The organism is Clostridioides difficile ATCC 9689 = DSM 1296 (assembly GCF_001077535.1).
Classification (GTDB): Bacteria; Bacillota; Clostridia; order Peptostreptococcales; family Peptostreptococcaceae; genus Clostridioides; species Clostridioides difficile.
In genome coordinates this window covers 3,051,629-3,067,880 of the sequence record NZ_CP011968.1, presented here as the reverse complement: position 1 = coordinate 3,067,880, position 16,252 = coordinate 3,051,629, and the positions used below count along the sequence as shown (strand labels likewise).

Here is a 16,252-nt window from a genome sequence, read left to right as displayed (position 1 = left end):
ATTAATAATGTAATATTTTGATAATAATACCTATTGAGAGGTGATTAGAAATGAGAATACCAAAACATGTAGGAATTATACCGGATGGAAATAGAAGGTGGGCAAGTCAAAATGGTATGACAAAAGATAAAGGATATGAAAGTGGAATAGACCCTGGACTAGAGTCTTATAGATTATGTAGAGATTTAGGCTGTGAAGAGGTGACTTTTTATGGATTTACAACTGATAATACAAGACGTCCATCAGTGCAGACAAAAGCTTTTACAAAAGCATGTATTGATGCTGCAAATATATTAATAGATGAAGGTGCTGCTTTATTAGTTGTAGGAAATACAAAATCGCCAATGTTTCCAGAAGAATTATTACCATATACTAATAGAATTAAAGCCAAAGAAGGTCAAATAAAAGCAAATCTTCTGGTAAATTATGGTTGGTATTGGGACTTAAATAATATATCAGGAGTAGAAAATGTAAATAAAAATAATATACAGGATTACATACAGTCATTTGATGTATCCAGACTAGACTTGATAATCAGATGGGGTGGAAGAAGGAGATTAAGTGGTTTCCTTCCTGTACAATCAATTTATGCAGATTTTTATGTTATAGATAATTATTGGCCAGATTTTAAGAGTGACGATATAAAGGACGCATTTAGTTGGTATGATACACAAGATGTAACTTTAGGTGGATAATTAAAAATATTCTGATTTAAGGTTGTAGAGTGTTTTAAATTATTGAAAAAAAAACTTCTTGATGGTAAAATAACACTAATAATATGTAAAAGTGTAAAAATTTATACCAAGAAGGGTGAAGAAATGTCAAAAGGCAATAATAACAATAATTCAAGAAACAAATCTAAAAAGACCAGTCATCTGAATAGAAAAAAGCGAAAATTAAATAAGAAAAAGTTAGCAGTGTTGATTTGCTTTACAGTTTTATTTTTATTTATTGCATTTAAGGCTACTCAAGGTGTAGTAGCTTTGGTAAAAAGTATGGATAAAAGTAATAAAACTAATCAACAACAAAATGTTAACTCAGAACAATTTGACCTTGGTAATGAAGAGGAAAATAAAAAGAAAAAATATACTGTATTTATAGACCCAGGTCATGGAGGCAATGATAAAGGAACTGAAAGCAAGACCAGTAATAGATATGAAAAAGACCTAAATCTACAAATTGCAAAAAAATTAGCAAATAAATTATCTAAACAAAAGGATATTCAAGTAGTAGTATCCAGAACTGATGATACATATATATCATTAAAGGATAGAGCTATCTTAGCAAATAATAGTTCTGCTGATGTGCTTGTTTCTATTCATTTAAATGCAGAGAAAAATGGTAATACAGCAACAGGTATAGAAACTTGGTATAGGAATAAAGCTACAGATGGTTCAAAAGAACTTGCACAGACAGTACAAAGTACTATAGTATCCTATGTTAAAGTTAGAGATAGGGGAATAGTTGAAAATAACTTTGAAGTACTTAGAGAATCAAATATGCCTGCTATATTAATAGAGTGTGGTTTTTTAACAACACCTTCAGAGGAACAAAAAATAATAAATGAAAAATATCAAGACCAACTTGCGGAAGGAATTGTTCAAGGTGTACTTTCATACCTAGATTCTAAAGGGAATAAGTAAGTTAACTTTACTTTAATGTGAGGATAAATTTAAAAGTTTAACTGTGTAAATTGTATTAACTTTATTTCGTAATGTTGGAAATATTGTTTGAATTTAGAAACTATGAAATTAGAAATTATTTTATCTATATCTAATTTCATAGTTTTTTTTGCAAAAAATTTATAGTTATAAAATTTTAAAAAATAAATTTAGTATAATGTAATGTAGTTATTTATATGTGATTTTAACTTGCATTGATTTGCTATCAATTGTGCTTTATAATTAGTATATATAAAGTTTAACTGTAAGATAATTTAAAAAATAGGGGAATTTATATGAATAAAAATAGCATGACAAGAATTTACAGTTTAAATAAAATAATTTTTATTATAATTGGAATTTTAGGAATAGTTTTACTCACAAGACATATTGAGGTAGATATTAAAGTTTTAATTTTAATTTTATTAACCTTGTTTAGTATAAATGTATTTATTTCATATCTTAAAATTAAGTTGTATGAGGATAAAATTAATTTAGGATTGATAAATAATTCAGATAAGTTTATAAATATTACTAAAGATGAGAACTTCCTAAAACATGTTCAAAATTATATTATCAGTAATGAAAAAGAAAACTGTGTAATGGCTTGTTTTGATTTATGTAGACTCAAACTTATAAATGATATATATGGTTATGAGCTAGGGGATGAAGTGTTAAATAATATTTTAAGTAACTTAAAAAATTATTTTGGAAAAGAAGCTATTTATGGAAAGTTAAAAAGTGATGTTTTTGTATTAATAATAAAGCTTGAAAATAGGGAACAGAAGATTCCTTATTTAGTAAATCTTATTAAGAATAAAATTGTGATACTAAGTCAGATTGACAGTTTTAAAATGGATATAAATATTGAGGCTTCTATTGGAATTTATAAATTTAACAATAATGAAATTGATATAAAAAAAGCTATAGATAATGCTGATATGGCAAGGCTTAAATCAAAAGGACTAAAGCACATAGAGTATGTAGAATTTGATAATGCTATGGAAGAAGAAATACAATCAATTATGAAAATAGAGAGAGATTTATTCTTGGCTATTAAAAATAAAGAGTTTGTAATTCACTATCAACCTAAAGTTGATTCAAGTACAGGTAACATTATAGGTTCAGAGGCATTGATAAGATGGTTGCACCCATCATTAGGCATGGTTGGACCAAATAAGTTTATACCTATAGCTGAAAAAAATGGTCTGATAAACAATATTGGTAGATGGCTAATTCAAGAAGTTTTTATTACCATTAACAAGTGGATTTCAGAAGGTATAAATGTCTTACCAGTCTCAATAAATCTTTCTAGAGTAGAACTATATAAAAATGATTTAGTTGATTTTTTTAAACTGATGTTTAATACATATAATATTCCAAAAGAACTTATAGAATTAGAAATTACAGAAACGACAGCACTAAGAGATGTAAAATTTATAAGTGAAAGGCTTTATGAGATTAAATCTTTAGGTATGAATATATCATTAGATGATTTTGGAGTAGGTAATTCAAATTTTATCAATCTTAAGGGGATACCACTAGATATTATAAAAATTGATAGGTCACTTATATTGGATATAGTTACAAATACAAAAACAAAGTTTATGGTGAAAGCAATTGTTAACCTTTCACATGATTTAAACGTAACTGTTATATGTGAAGGGGTAGAGGATATGCATCAGGTCAAAGTCTTAAGTGAACTGGGATGTAATTTCATACAAGGTTATGTATTTTTTAAACCTTTGGATGAGATGAATTATAAAAAACTTCTTACTGACGGAAGTTATATAAATCTGAAAGATACTCTTTTAGATAAATGCATGACAGTTGAGGAGGAGTAAGGATGATTTCAGAAGATGTAGATTATTCAATAAGAATCATAAGAGCTATATTTAATAATGGAGAAGATAAACCAATAGATGCTAAAATGATATTAAAAAGTGAAGATATACCAATACTAACACTATACAGACTGCTTAGAAAGCTTTGTGCAAACAATATTCTTACTTTTAACAAAGAAGATGGCAAGACATACATGTTAAATGTGTCATTGGATACAATAAGTCTAAGAACTATTGTAGAAGTAATTGATGGAAAAATATATATAAATAAATGTACGAGATATGTATCTAATTGCAGTAATTGCTTAAAAGGTTGTAAAGTAAATCGTGAATTGCTAGAAATAGAAAAAGAAATTTATAAACTTTTATCGAGAAAATCTATAAGACAAATACTAGAATAAAAAATTTTCAGCTATGATAATAATTGGAGGTTTTCGGTTATGGATGATATATCTCAAGATAATTTTCTACTGTCTAAAGAGTATGAGAATAGCTTAGATGTAGATACTAAAAAAGCAAGTGGAATATATTATACTCCTAAAATAATTGTAGATTATATTGTAAAAAAAACTTTAAAAAATCACGATATAATTAAAAATCCATATCCACGAATACTTGATATTTCCTGTGGGTGTGGAAATTTTCTTTTAGAAGTATATGATATTTTATATGACTTATTTGAGGAAAATATATATGAATTGAAAAAGAAGTATGATGAAAATTATTGGACTGTTGATAACATACACCGTCATATATTAAACTATTGTATATATGGTGCTGATATTGATGAAAAAGCTATAAGTATATTAAAAGATAGCTTAACAAATAAAAAGGTAGTAAATGATTTAGATGAATCTGATATAAAGATTAATCTATTTTGTTGTGATAGTCTTAAAAAGAAATGGCGATATAAGTTTGATTACATAGTGGGTAATCCACCCTATATTGGTCATAAAAAACTTGAAAAGAAATATAAAAAATTTCTCCTAGAAAAATATAGTGAAGTTTATAAGGATAAAGCTGACTTATATTTTTGTTTTTATAAAAAGATTATAGATATTTTAAAGCAAGGAGGGATTGGCAGTGTTATAACTCCAAGATATTTTTTAGAAAGTCTATCAGGTAAAGATTTAAGAGAATATATTAAATCAAATGTCAATGTTCAAGAAATAGTGGATTTTTTAGGTGCAAATATATTTAAAAATATAGGGGTATCTAGTTGTATTCTAACTTTTGATAAGAAAAAAACAAAAGAGACATATATAGATGTATTTAAAATCAAAAATGAGGATATATGTATAAATAAATTTGAAACATTGGAAGAACTTCTAAAGAGTAGCAAATTTGAACATTTTAATATAACTCAGAGATTGCTATCTGACGAATGGATACTTGTAAATAAAGATGATGAAACTTTTTATAATAAGATACAAGAAAAATGTAAATATAGCTTGGAAGATATAGCAATAAGTTTTCAAGGAATAATTACAGGGTGTGATAAAGCGTTTATTTTAAGTAAAGATGATGTAAAGTTGAACCTTGTAGATGATAAATTTTTAAAATGTTGGATAAAAAGTAAGAATATAAATAAATATATAGTAGATAAAAGTGAATATAGGCTAATATACTCAAATGATATAGATAATGAGAATACAAATAAAAGGATACTAGATGAAATTATAGGGCTATATAAAACAAAATTAGAAAACAGAAGAGAATGTAAAAGTGGAATAAGGAAATGGTATGAACTTCAATGGGGTAGAGAAAAGCTTTTCTTTGAAAGAAAAAAGATAATGTATCCTTATAAATCAAATGAAAATAGATTTGCTATAGATTATGATAACAATTTTTCAAGTGCAGATGTATATTCTTTTTTTATAAAAGAAGAGTATTTAGATAAATTTTCATATGAATATCTAGTTGGAATTTTAAATTCCAGTGTTTATGATAAATACTTTAAAATAACTGCTAAAAAAATGAGTAAAAATATATATGATTACTATCCTAATAAGGTTATGAAGATAAGGATTTTTAGAGATAATAATTATGAAGAGATAGAGAATTTATCAAAGCAAATAATATCAATTTTATTAAATAAGTCTATAGATAAAGGAAAAGTAGAAAAATTGCAGATAAAAATGGATAACTTGATAATGGATTCTTTAGGTATATAAGCAGTTGTAAGTATTAAAAAATTATAATCTTTTAATTGTTTATTTAAATTTAGAAATAAAAAGTTAGCCATATAAAAAATATTAAAAATATATACTTTTCAATATTTTTTTGATAAAATAAGAATGAATTTGTGCAATTTTATTTTTCTCCAATAACTAAAAATAGTTTTTTGAATTAATATTTGCTTAAGAATAAAAATCAGAAACGTTTTTGATATAGTAGGTGATAATATGAAAGGATTAGTTTTAGAAGGTGGAGGAACAAAAGGAGCCTACCAAATAGGTGCATATAAAGCTTTAAGAGAGCTTGGTATAGAGTTTCAAGGAGTAACTGGCACATCAATTGGTGCTTTAAATGGAGCATATATAATTCAAAATGATATTGAAGTAATGGAAGATATTTGGTTAAATTATGACTATACTCATTTTATGAATATTGATAGAGAAACCTATGAGAGGTTTAAAAATGTAGATTTCACTACTAAAAATCTCAATGCAGTGTTTGAGCTTATAAATAAAGCTAGAAAAAATGAAGGTATAGATATAAGCCCATTAAGACAACTAATGGAGACAACATTAAATGAAGACATAATAAGGAAATCAAAAAAAGACTTTGGACTTGTTACGGTCTGGTGGGATAAAAAAATTAATCCATATCCATTGTATATCGAAGATATACCTAAAGGAAGATTGATTGATTATTTAATTGCTAGTTCCAGTTTGCCTATTTTTCAAACGAACATGATGGATGATAAGTTGTATCTTGATGGAATGTTTTGTGATAACATGCCAATAGGACTCTTGGAAGACAAAGGTTATGAAGATGTTGTTGTAATTAGGTTGATTGATGATTTTATTGGGAAAATGAATCTAAATCGACATCAAAATATAAATATAAAAACTATAATACCATCAGAATATCTAGGAGGTTCTCTTAATAAAGATAGAGATAATGTAGAAAAAAACATCCGACTAGGTTACTTAGATACTATGAAAGCATATGAAAGATGCACTGGAATTAAGTATTATTTTGATGTAGAGTATAAATATAATGAAGAATATTGTTTTGATAAATTTAGAAGTATGAGCAATGAAACAATACAATATATCTGTAATTTATTGAATATAAAAAGAGATGCTTCACTTAGAACTGTTATGGAAAGTGTAATACCAAAGCTTGGTGAGGTGCTTGGATTGCCAAAGGATTTTTCATATAAAGATTTGTTTTACTGTATATATGAAAAGAAACTTGAAGAAAATAATATAAACAGGATAAAATTATATGATTTTAACAAGGTTATAGATGTTGTAAATACAAATATTGATTCTAATAGAAATTTAGCTTCTAATTTTGAAGTTAGACCTAAAATTAGTATTAAAAAGAACAAAAACACAAAATTATTGACAAATTGTATTATAAAAGACATAAAAAATCAAAGTTAAATAAAAAACAAAAAAAAATTTGTAATTATACTCGAAAAAAGTGTATATTAGTAGTATAATATTTTTGTAGCACTAGTGGGAACAAAAAATGACCATAGGACAAAAAAGTACCACTTAGTACCATTAAAGTAAAAAACAGGAAAACAATTTTAAAAAATATAAAATGTAAAGTTTATAGGAGGATTTAAAAAAATGGAAAAAGTAGTTAGTATCAAAAATGCAAGTGGATTACATGCTAGACCAGCAGGAATGTTTGTTAAGAAGGCAGCTGAATTTAAATCAACAGTAGAGGTTGTAGCAAAAGACAAAACTGTAAATGCAAAATCAATAATGGGAATAATGAGTTTAGGTTTAGCTCAAGGAGAAGAATTAAAGTTAGTTGTAAATGGAGAAGATGAAGAAGTAGCTTTAGCTGCAATGGTTGAATTAGTTGAAAGTGGATTTGGAGAATAGATATAATAATTTTTTAAAAATTTGATATTTAGAATCTAATATTACTTAAAGTAAAGTAACAGAGAAGTATTAAACATATACAGACCAACATTTGTAGATATTTAATTTCTTTGTTACTTTCATGTTTATTTAATCAGAAGATTAAGACTATTGTTAATTGGGTATAAAAATATAAATATTTTAGAAAATGAAATAAGATATTTTTAATCATAAATTCAGAGTAAAAATACAGTAACAAATAGTTTATAAAATTTTATAAAAAATTATAAGTAAATAAAACTATAAAAATGTAAATTATTTATAAAATTTTATAGAGTTTATGTGCTAGATGATATTTTTTAGGAGGTAGGGTTATGGCTTACAAAGGAATAGGTGCTTCTCCTGGTGTTGCTTTAGGGAAAGCGTTAGTAGTTGAACATAGTGAATTAGTAATTGAAAAAAAATCTATAGATAATGTTGAAGCTGAAATTGCTAAATTAGAAAATGCAGTTGCAGTTTCTAAAGAAGAATTAGTAAAAGTTAAGGAAAAGGCTTCTGAAGAATTAGGAGCAGAGGAAGCAGAAATATTTGAAGCACATTTATTAGTCTTAGAAGACCCAGAATTAATTGGTTCTGCAATAGATAAAATCAAAACTGAAAGTGTAAATGCAGAGTATGCTTTAAATGAAATAAAAGAGATGTTTGTTAGCATGTTTGAGTCTATGGACAATGAGTACATGAAAGAAAGAGCGGCAGATATAAAAGATGTTACAAATAGAATACTTAGACATATATTAGGAATTAAAGTTGTTGATTTATCTGCTTTAAGCGAAGAAGTTGTATTAATAGCACATGATTTAACTCCATCAGACACAGCAACTATGAATAAAAAAATGGTTTTAGGATTTTTAACTGATATAGGTGGAAGAACTTCTCATACTGCTATCATGTCTAGAACTTTAGAAATAGCTGCAATCGTTGGATTAAATGATATAACTTCAAAAGTTAAGGATGGAGATTTTGTAGTTTTCAATGGAGACACAGGTGAAGTAATCGTGAATCCTGATGAAGAGACTATAAATAAATATACTGAATTAAAAGCTAAGTATGAAGATGAGAGAAAAGCATTACAGCTATTAAAAGGAAAACCATCTGTAACTTTAGATGGAAAACATGTAGAATTAGCTGGTAACATAGGAACACCTAACGATATAGAAGGTCTAATAAAGAATGATGCTGAAGGTGTTGGTCTTTATAGAACAGAATTTTTATACATGGATAGAGATTCTTTCCCAACAGAAGAAATACAATATGAAGCATACAAAGCTGTATTAGAAGGAATGGATGGAAAGCCTATAGTTATAAGAACATTGGATATAGGTGGAGATAAAGAATTAAGTTATTTAAGTATGGAACCTGAAATGAATCCATTCTTAGGTTACAGAGCAATAAGACTTTGCCTAGATAGAAAAGATATATTTAAGACTCAATTGAGAGCTTTATATAGAGCTAGTGTTCATGGAAGATTAAGAATCATGTTCCCAATGATTTCATCTTTAGAAGAGTTGTTACAAGCTAAAGAAGTTGTAAAAGAAGTTTTAGCAGAACTTGATTCTGAAGGTGTGGCTTATGCTAAAGATGTAGAAATTGGTATGATGATAGAAGTTCCATCTGCTGCTGTGATATCTGATGTATTGGCTAAACACGTAGATTTCTTCTCTATAGGAACTAATGATTTAATTCAATACACTTGTGCAGTTGATAGAATGAATCAAAAGATAAGTTATCTTTACAATCAATTTAATCCAGCTGTTTTAAGACTTATAAAGACTGTTATAGACAATGCACACAAAGAAGGAAAATGGGCAGGTATGTGTGGAGAATCTGCTGGAGACCAAAAAATGATACCAATACTTTTAGGTATGGGATTAGACGAGTTCTCTATGTCTCCAATATCAATACTTCCTGCTAGAAAGTTAATAACTTCAGTTAAAGAGTCAGATATGAAAAAATTAGCTGATGATGTACTTAATATGGGTACTGCTGAAGAAATAAAAAGCTATATAGAAAAGACTTTTAATATATAATTAATGTTATATAGTTACTAAAATTCATTTTTCTAAATAACAAAATTATATTTTACGAATTAAAAAGAAGATGTTTCAAAATAAAAATTTGAAGCATCTCTTTTTTATAAAAGATTACTAAGAATTACTTAATCTTTGTAATAGTCATTTTGTGAAAAAGCAAAACTGCATTGTGACTATAGTATATATGGATGTTATTATCAATAAAAGTACTATTAAAATGAAGATTCATTCTCAAATGGTATCAAAAGTAGTTGTGATGGAGTAAGATAATATTTTGTGATTTAATAGTAAAAATTAAAAAAATATGGTATTGAAAAATAATTAAAAGTATTTAATAATAGAATTAGGGAAGAATAAGTTTATAAGTAAAAATAATTGATTAGTAGTTAATAAAATAAATGTGATATCCAAATAAATCCTAAATCTAATTTGAGTTTTAATATAGATAGTCTAAAGTTTGATTATTAAAGATTTAATTGTAAGTTGTTACAGTTGATGATATTGATTAGAGATTAAAGTTTAGAGTAGAAAGTTACCTTAAATTTAAAAATGCAAGATAACCCAATCTAAAAATTATAATCACTCGATAGGTTTAAGGATTTATTTGTTTATTATAAATAGGAGGGTGTCTCAAAATGAACTTTTTAGTTTATGAGGCACTCTCTTTTATATAGAATTAAATATATTTTATTATTTCAACAATGAAAAAGAAGCTTATCTCTATTTTGAGACAGCCTCTTTGTATACTATTATTAATTTAATCAATAACATAATTTAAAATTATATTATTAGTTAAGATTTCCTGCTTTATTAGTAAATAATTCTTTAATAGCATTGTTTCTGGAAACTAAATCGTTATCAGAGTTGTTTGTTTTTTTCATAATCACTGAATAACGTTTTTTATTTATAAAAAATATTAAAATCTTATCATCATCAAAATTGTATTCTTTATATCTGTCAATAGACTCATAACCTAGATTTAGAATGTTTTTGTCTTTTATACTATCTACATCTAAAATATATGATGGGTCAGCCTTTAGTAATATATTAATTAAACATTTTTCTTCACCAGCACAGAATAACTCCATCTTACTTGATATAGATTTAGATTGCTCTGAAGTTATTTTTGCAGGAATAAGGTTGTCATTATCATCTCTTAGAAGATAACCATGTGTGTCTTGTTGATATACTAAATTAACCTTTTTCTTAGGAACACTAATCATTTTATCTAAATGTACATAATGATGATTTTCAACAAAACCTTCATTTAATATTTCAACAAAGTTATTAATTTTACCTAGGCAAAAAGATTCTATAGATTCTTTACAGAATTTATTTGTAAATGGTATTATGTTTACGTTTTCCTCGTCTGTATTCCATGCTATAGCATAATCCAACGAATATACTTCTTCCTCTATATCTGCAAAATTATATTGTACTATGTTTCCTTTCAAAATTACTCGACCTCCATCTTATAATATATTTAATATACTTTATAAAACTTATATTATATTTAAATAATATCATAAATTGGATAAATATGATATAGTAAATAAGAAAAAATTTGAAAAAAATCACTATAAATGAGTAATAAATATAAATAGTGTATACTAATGGGATGGAAAATGTCCACTATTAACTTTATTACCCCACATATATAAGATAAAATTATTAATATAAAATATAATCTATCGACAATGAATAGACTTTTAAATAAACTTAATATAAAATTAATTAAATAAGTGCTTAAAAACGATTTACTTTAATGATAGAATCATATTAAAGGAGGATAATTTTATGGATATAAAGAATAAAATTAAATCTATATTTTTACCAGAAAAAAATGACTATTTAGATGATGAAGAATTTGAGTATGATATAGAAAATAATGAAGAAGATTTAAAGGAAGATAACAAAGTACATTTAAATGATTTAAGCAGAGTAAAATATGATTACAGAGAGTTAAAAGACATAGAAAACCAAACAGAAGAGATGTGTCTGCTAGCAGTAAAGCAGGATGGTACTATAATTGAGTTTGTAAAGGACAAGACTTATAAAGTATGTATGGAAGCAGTAAAACAGACATATAAATCTCTTAAGTATATAACAAATCAAAATGAGGATATTTGTATAGAAGCAGTAAAACAGAACTACAGAGCTTTGTACTACATAAATAATAAGACAGAAAATGTACTAATTGAGGCTATAAAAAATGCATCAACTTATGATGTCATGGAAGTATTTAAATTTGTGGAAGAGCAAACAGAAGATGTATGTCTAGCATTTATAGAAAGGGCATCTAAAAATGATGTTGCAGAGATATTAAAAGGAATAAAAGAGCAAACTCCAGCCATATGTTTAGAAGCTGTAAAAAAAGATGGAAAATCTTTAGCTTATGTAAAGGAACAAAGTAATAGTATATGTTTAGAAGCTGTAAAAGAAAACTACAGTGCACTATCTTGTGTAAAAGAGCAAACTGAAGAAATATGCATAGAAGCAGTAAAACAGAATGACTTTGCATTGTATTATGTAAATGAACAGACAGAAAAAATATGTATGGAAGCAGTAAAAAGAAGTTATATGGCTCTACAGTATGTAAATAAGCAAACAGAAGAGATTTGTTTGGAAGCAGTAAGAATTGATGGAAGAGCATTACAGTACGTAAAAGAGCAAACAGAAGAAATTTGCTTGGAGTCAGTTAGACAAAATGGAAAAGTACTGCAATATGTAAAAAAACAGACTGAAAATATATGTATAGAAGCAGTAAGAGGTTCATTTGAAGAACTTGAAATAAAAGAAATATTAAGTTATGTAAAGATACCAACAGAAAGAATATTTGTAGAAGCAGTAAAGCAAAATGGAAAAATTCTTAAATATGTAGAAAATCAGACAGAATTAATATGTTTAGAGGCAGTAAGAGAAAACTATAATGCTTTAGCTTATGTAAAGGAACAAACAGAAAAGATTTGTTTAGAAGCAGTTAATCAAAGTTATGAAGCGCTTAAATATGTGAAAGAACAAACAGAAGAAGTTTGTCTAAAAGCAGTAAAACAAGATTATAGAATGTTGAAATATGTAAATAATCAAACAGAAAAAATATGTTTAGAAGCAGTAAAGCAAAATTATAGAGCTTTAGAATTTGTTGATAATCAAACAGAAAAAGTTTGTCTTGAAGCAGTAAAACAGAATAGAAAAGCACTACAGTATGTAAAACAAAAACAAAGTTAAAAGGCTAAAATATATAGAAAATATATGCAAATAAATAAAATTTGATATTTTGTAATAAATAAAATGGGTATCTCAAAATGAACTTTTTAGTTTGTGAGATACTCTTTTTATATGAAATAAAATATATTTTTAGCCTTTTAACAATAGGGAAAAGGTTTATTTCTATTTTGACATAGGCTTTTTATGCATATAAAGCTTGATAAAATTGTTTTATTATAATTGTTTTGTTATATGAATAATAAGAAGAAAATTATATAGGTCTTTTTTTGACCAGTTTTACATTTTTAACAACTAGTTTTGTAAAGTATATTGAATTTTCTCAAAAAAGAATGTACTCTATATATGTAAAATTTTTTTGGAGGTAAAAATGTTTAAAAGATATGCTGAAAAAATGACATCTGTTTTAATTTGTAATAATATGATAGATAATAATGAATCTAAAGTCTATTCTTATGGATTTGAAATATTAATAGCTTTCATAGTTAATATAACCACCATGCTGTTTATAGGTTTTTTATTTGGTAAATTTACATATGTATTATTTTTTTTAATGTGTTATTGTCCAATAAGACAATTTTCAGGAGGGTATCATGCAGACAATTATTTTAGATGCTTATTAACCTTTATTTTTATAATTTTATCTACAATCTTAATTATAGAAAATATAAATATAGACTTATTTAAAAATATTATTATGATTATTGCAAGTGTTAGTTGGGTTGGAATTTGTGTTCTGTGCCCAATAGAACATAGGAGTAACCCTATAAGTGATAGGGAAAAGTTGGTTTATAAGAAAACTGCTATATTTATATCTACAGTAGTGTTATTGATAACAATTTTAAGTCTTTCTTTGAGTATATTTGTAGATTATTTCACATATAGCGCATTTGCCATGTTTTGGATTTTTGTGATGTTAGTATTAGGTAAGTTAAAAGCTAAAGTATAAGTAAAATATGTATGAGGGAGAGTTAAGTTATGAAAAAGTTTATTGTAAGATTTATGAAGTTTGCTAGCTCATTGGCACTTAGCACTGCTATTTTGTCAGCTAATAGTACCTGTCCTTGGATTATTCATCAGCCTAAAGTACCCAAAGAAATCAGCAATCTAAAGAAGACAAATTAAATACAAGCACTTATTTATACAAAATTATCAGGAAAAAAGAAATTATTATATTTTAATAAGATTAAAACAATATAAAATCAGATACAAAATTTATTTTATTTATTTTATAGGAGCCTAATACCTATTTGGTAATATATTAGTGCGCCAATTTAGGGGGATATAGTGTATTTAATGAAATGACTTACGGAGAGTAAGTCATTTTTGTATTGTATGTATTTTATGTAAACTTATGATATAATGAAGGGTAAAGTTTAATTAAAATAATAAAAAACTTTAGTATAGATAGTAATTTAGGAGGTAGGGTATGAGTATGATACATAAATTTTCTATGAATGGATATAATATCGTTTTAGATGTGAATGGTGGAGCTGTTCATGTGTTAGATGATGTTGCATACGATTTGTTAGATTTTTATAAAGAAAAAAGTAAAGAAGAAATATTAGAGATATTAAAATCAAAATATCAAGAAGAAAAAATAAATGAAGCATATGAAGAAATATTAAATTTGGAAAAAGAGGGTCTTTTATATACAGAAGATACATATCAATATCATCCAAGCTTTGTACATAGAGAGCCTGTAGTAAAAGCTTTATGTTTAAATGTAGCTCATGATTGTAACTTAAAATGTAAATACTGTTTTGCAGCTCAAGGTGATTTTGGAGGAGAAAAAGAACTTATGAGTTTTGAAGTTGGTAAGGCAGCAATTGACTATTTGATTGCTAATTCAGGAAGTAGAAAGAACCTAGAGATAGATTTCTTTGGTGGAGAGCCTTTGATGAACTTTGAAGTTGTAAAACAACTGGTTGACTATGGAAGAAGTGTAGAAAAAGATTATAATAAAAATATAAGATTTACAATAACTACAAATGGTGTACTGCTAAATGATGAGATTATAGATTATATAAATGAAAATATGCATAATGTAGTTTTAAGTTTAGATGGAAGAAAAGAAGTTAATGATAATATGAGACCAACTTTAAATGATAAAGGAAGTTATGATATTACATTACCACGATTTAAGAAACTTGTGGAAAAAAGAGCAAAAGATAAGTATTATTATATAAGAGGTACTTTTACAAGAGATAATTTAGATTTTTCAAAAGATGTTATGCATTTTGCAGATTTAGGATTTAAATTAACCTCTGTAGAGCCAGTCGTTGGAGATGAGAGTAATCCATATGCACTTAGAGAAGAAGATTTACCTAAGATATTTGAAGAGTACGAAAAATTTGCTGTAGAGTATGCAGATAGACAATTACAAGGAGATGGATTTAAATTTTTCCATTTTATGATAGACCTAAATCAAGGTCCATGTGTAATAAAGAGAATAACTGGATGTGGAGCTGGAAATGAGTATCTTTCTGTAACTCCAAATGGAGATATCTATCCATGTCATCAATTTGTTGGAAATGAAGAATTTAAAATGGCAAATATATTTGATGAAGAAATAGTACTTCCAGAAAATTTAAAAAATATGTTTAGAGAAGCTCATGTATATACTAAAGAAGAGTGTAAACAATGTTGGAATAAGTTTTACTGTTCAGGTGGATGTCATGCAAATGCGATAAACTTTAATAATGACATATCAAAACCATATGAATTAGGATGTGAAATGCAAAGAAAACGTACAGAGTGCTCTATAATGATACAAGCTAAGTTAATGTTAGAAGGAGCAACCAACTAAATTTATATTTTAAAGGAGTTGTTTATATATGATTAGAGATTATTTAGAAGATAAACCTTTAATTGACGAAAGTGTATTTGTGGCAAAATCAGCAGATGTAATTGGAAATGTTAAAATAGGCAAAGATTCAAGTATATGGTACAATGCAGTAGTTAGGGGTGATGAAGGACCAATAACTATTGGAGAAAACACTAATATACAAGATTGTTCTATAGTGCATGGAGATACAGAAACTATAATTGGTAACAATGTAACAGTTGGGCATAGGTCTATAGTTCATGGTTGTAAAATTAGTGATAATGTGTTAATTGGTATGGGTTCAATAATATTGGATAATGCTGAAATAGGAGAATATACTCTGATAGGAGCAGGTACACTAATTACATCTAATAAGAAGTTTCCACCAGGTGTTTTGATAATGGGTTCTCCTGGTAAGGTTGTTAGAGAGCTTACAGAAGAAGATAAAAAATATATTGATGAATCTTATGAATGGTATTTAGAGGCAGCACAAAATCAAAAATATTAGTTTAAAGAGTGGTTGTTTCAAAACATATTTAAATCTGTTTTGAGGCAA

Annotated in this window: 14 protein-coding genes; 13 read left to right on the top strand and 1 reads right to left on the bottom strand. The window is 26.4% G+C overall.

Features of this window, described 5'->3' with window-relative positions; all coding sequences use genetic code 11:
- Positions 1-50 precede the first annotated feature (50 nt).
- The 8 genes from uppS (at position 51) to ptsP (ending at position 9,641) form a co-directional block, all read left to right on the top strand.
- Complete coding sequence (uppS, locus tag CDIF1296T_RS14570; RefSeq protein WP_003422884.1) at positions 51-695, top strand: polyprenyl diphosphate synthase; 645 nt, start codon at positions 51-53, stop codon at positions 693-695.
- A gap of 123 nt (positions 696-818) precedes the next feature.
- Positions 819-1,643: an N-acetylmuramoyl-L-alanine amidase family protein gene (locus tag CDIF1296T_RS14565; RefSeq protein WP_021359573.1), complete on the top strand. Its 825-nt coding sequence runs from the start codon at positions 819-821 to the stop codon at positions 1,641-1,643.
- 314 nt (positions 1,644-1,957) lie between these two features.
- Entirely contained in the window at positions 1,958-3,505 is a 1,548-nt protein-coding gene (locus tag CDIF1296T_RS14560) for a putative bifunctional diguanylate cyclase/phosphodiesterase (protein WP_004454122.1), read from the top strand.
- 2 nt (positions 3,506-3,507) lie between these two features.
- Positions 3,508-3,906 carry an RrF2 family transcriptional regulator gene (locus tag CDIF1296T_RS14555; protein ID WP_003426473.1) on the top strand — a complete coding sequence of 133 codons (399 nt, stop codon included), beginning with the start codon at positions 3,508-3,510 and terminating at the stop codon, positions 3,904-3,906.
- A 39-nt stretch (positions 3,907-3,945) separates the two neighbouring features.
- The gene (locus CDIF1296T_RS14550; RefSeq protein ID WP_009897924.1) at positions 3,946-5,679 is read left to right on the top strand and encodes an Eco57I restriction-modification methylase domain-containing protein; all 1,734 of its coding nucleotides are present in this window, start codon (positions 3,946-3,948) and stop codon (positions 5,677-5,679) included.
- Positions 5,680-5,910: 231 nt separating this feature from the next.
- Positions 5,911-7,122 carry a patatin-like phospholipase family protein gene (locus CDIF1296T_RS14545; protein WP_003431793.1) on the top strand — a complete coding sequence of 404 codons (1,212 nt, stop codon included), beginning with the start codon at positions 5,911-5,913 and terminating at the stop codon, positions 7,120-7,122.
- Between the two features lie 192 nt (positions 7,123-7,314).
- A complete protein-coding gene (locus CDIF1296T_RS14540; protein ID WP_003422895.1) occupies positions 7,315-7,575 on the top strand; it encodes an HPr family phosphocarrier protein in 261 nt (86 codons plus the stop codon).
- A 353-nt stretch (positions 7,576-7,928) separates the two neighbouring features.
- Positions 7,929-9,641, top strand: a complete 1,713-nt coding sequence (gene ptsP / locus CDIF1296T_RS14535; RefSeq protein ID WP_009897922.1) for a phosphoenolpyruvate--protein phosphotransferase — start codon at positions 7,929-7,931, stop codon at positions 9,639-9,641.
- 791 nt (positions 9,642-10,432) lie between these two features.
- On the opposite strand, the gene CDIF1296T_RS14530 is transcribed toward ptsP, so the two are convergent.
- On the bottom strand, positions 10,433-11,098 hold the full coding sequence (locus CDIF1296T_RS14530) for a hypothetical protein (protein ID WP_009891012.1): 666 nt from the start codon (positions 11,096-11,098) through the stop codon (positions 10,433-10,435).
- A gap of 343 nt (positions 11,099-11,441) precedes the next feature.
- On the opposite strand from CDIF1296T_RS14530, the gene CDIF1296T_RS14525 reads away from it, so the two are divergent.
- The 5 genes from CDIF1296T_RS14525 (at position 11,442) to CDIF1296T_RS14505 (ending at position 16,204) form a co-directional block, all read left to right on the top strand.
- Complete coding sequence (locus CDIF1296T_RS14525) at positions 11,442-12,872, top strand: DUF4116 domain-containing protein (RefSeq protein ID WP_009897920.1); 1,431 nt, start codon at positions 11,442-11,444, stop codon at positions 12,870-12,872.
- A gap of 367 nt (positions 12,873-13,239) precedes the next feature.
- Entirely contained in the window at positions 13,240-13,818 is a 579-nt protein-coding gene (locus tag CDIF1296T_RS14520) for an accessory gene regulator ArgB-like protein (RefSeq protein ID WP_004454130.1), read from the top strand.
- A 29-nt stretch (positions 13,819-13,847) separates the two neighbouring features.
- Entirely contained in the window at positions 13,848-13,994 is a 147-nt protein-coding gene (locus CDIF1296T_RS14515) for a cyclic lactone autoinducer peptide (RefSeq protein ID WP_003426457.1), read from the top strand.
- A 304-nt stretch (positions 13,995-14,298) separates the two neighbouring features.
- A complete protein-coding gene (scfB, locus tag CDIF1296T_RS14510) occupies positions 14,299-15,678 on the top strand; it encodes a thioether cross-link-forming SCIFF peptide maturase (protein WP_003426456.1) in 1,380 nt (459 codons plus the stop codon).
- Between the two features lie 28 nt (positions 15,679-15,706).
- Entirely contained in the window at positions 15,707-16,204 is a 498-nt protein-coding gene (locus CDIF1296T_RS14505) for a gamma carbonic anhydrase family protein (RefSeq protein WP_004454132.1), read from the top strand.
- Positions 16,205-16,252 lie beyond the last annotated feature (48 nt).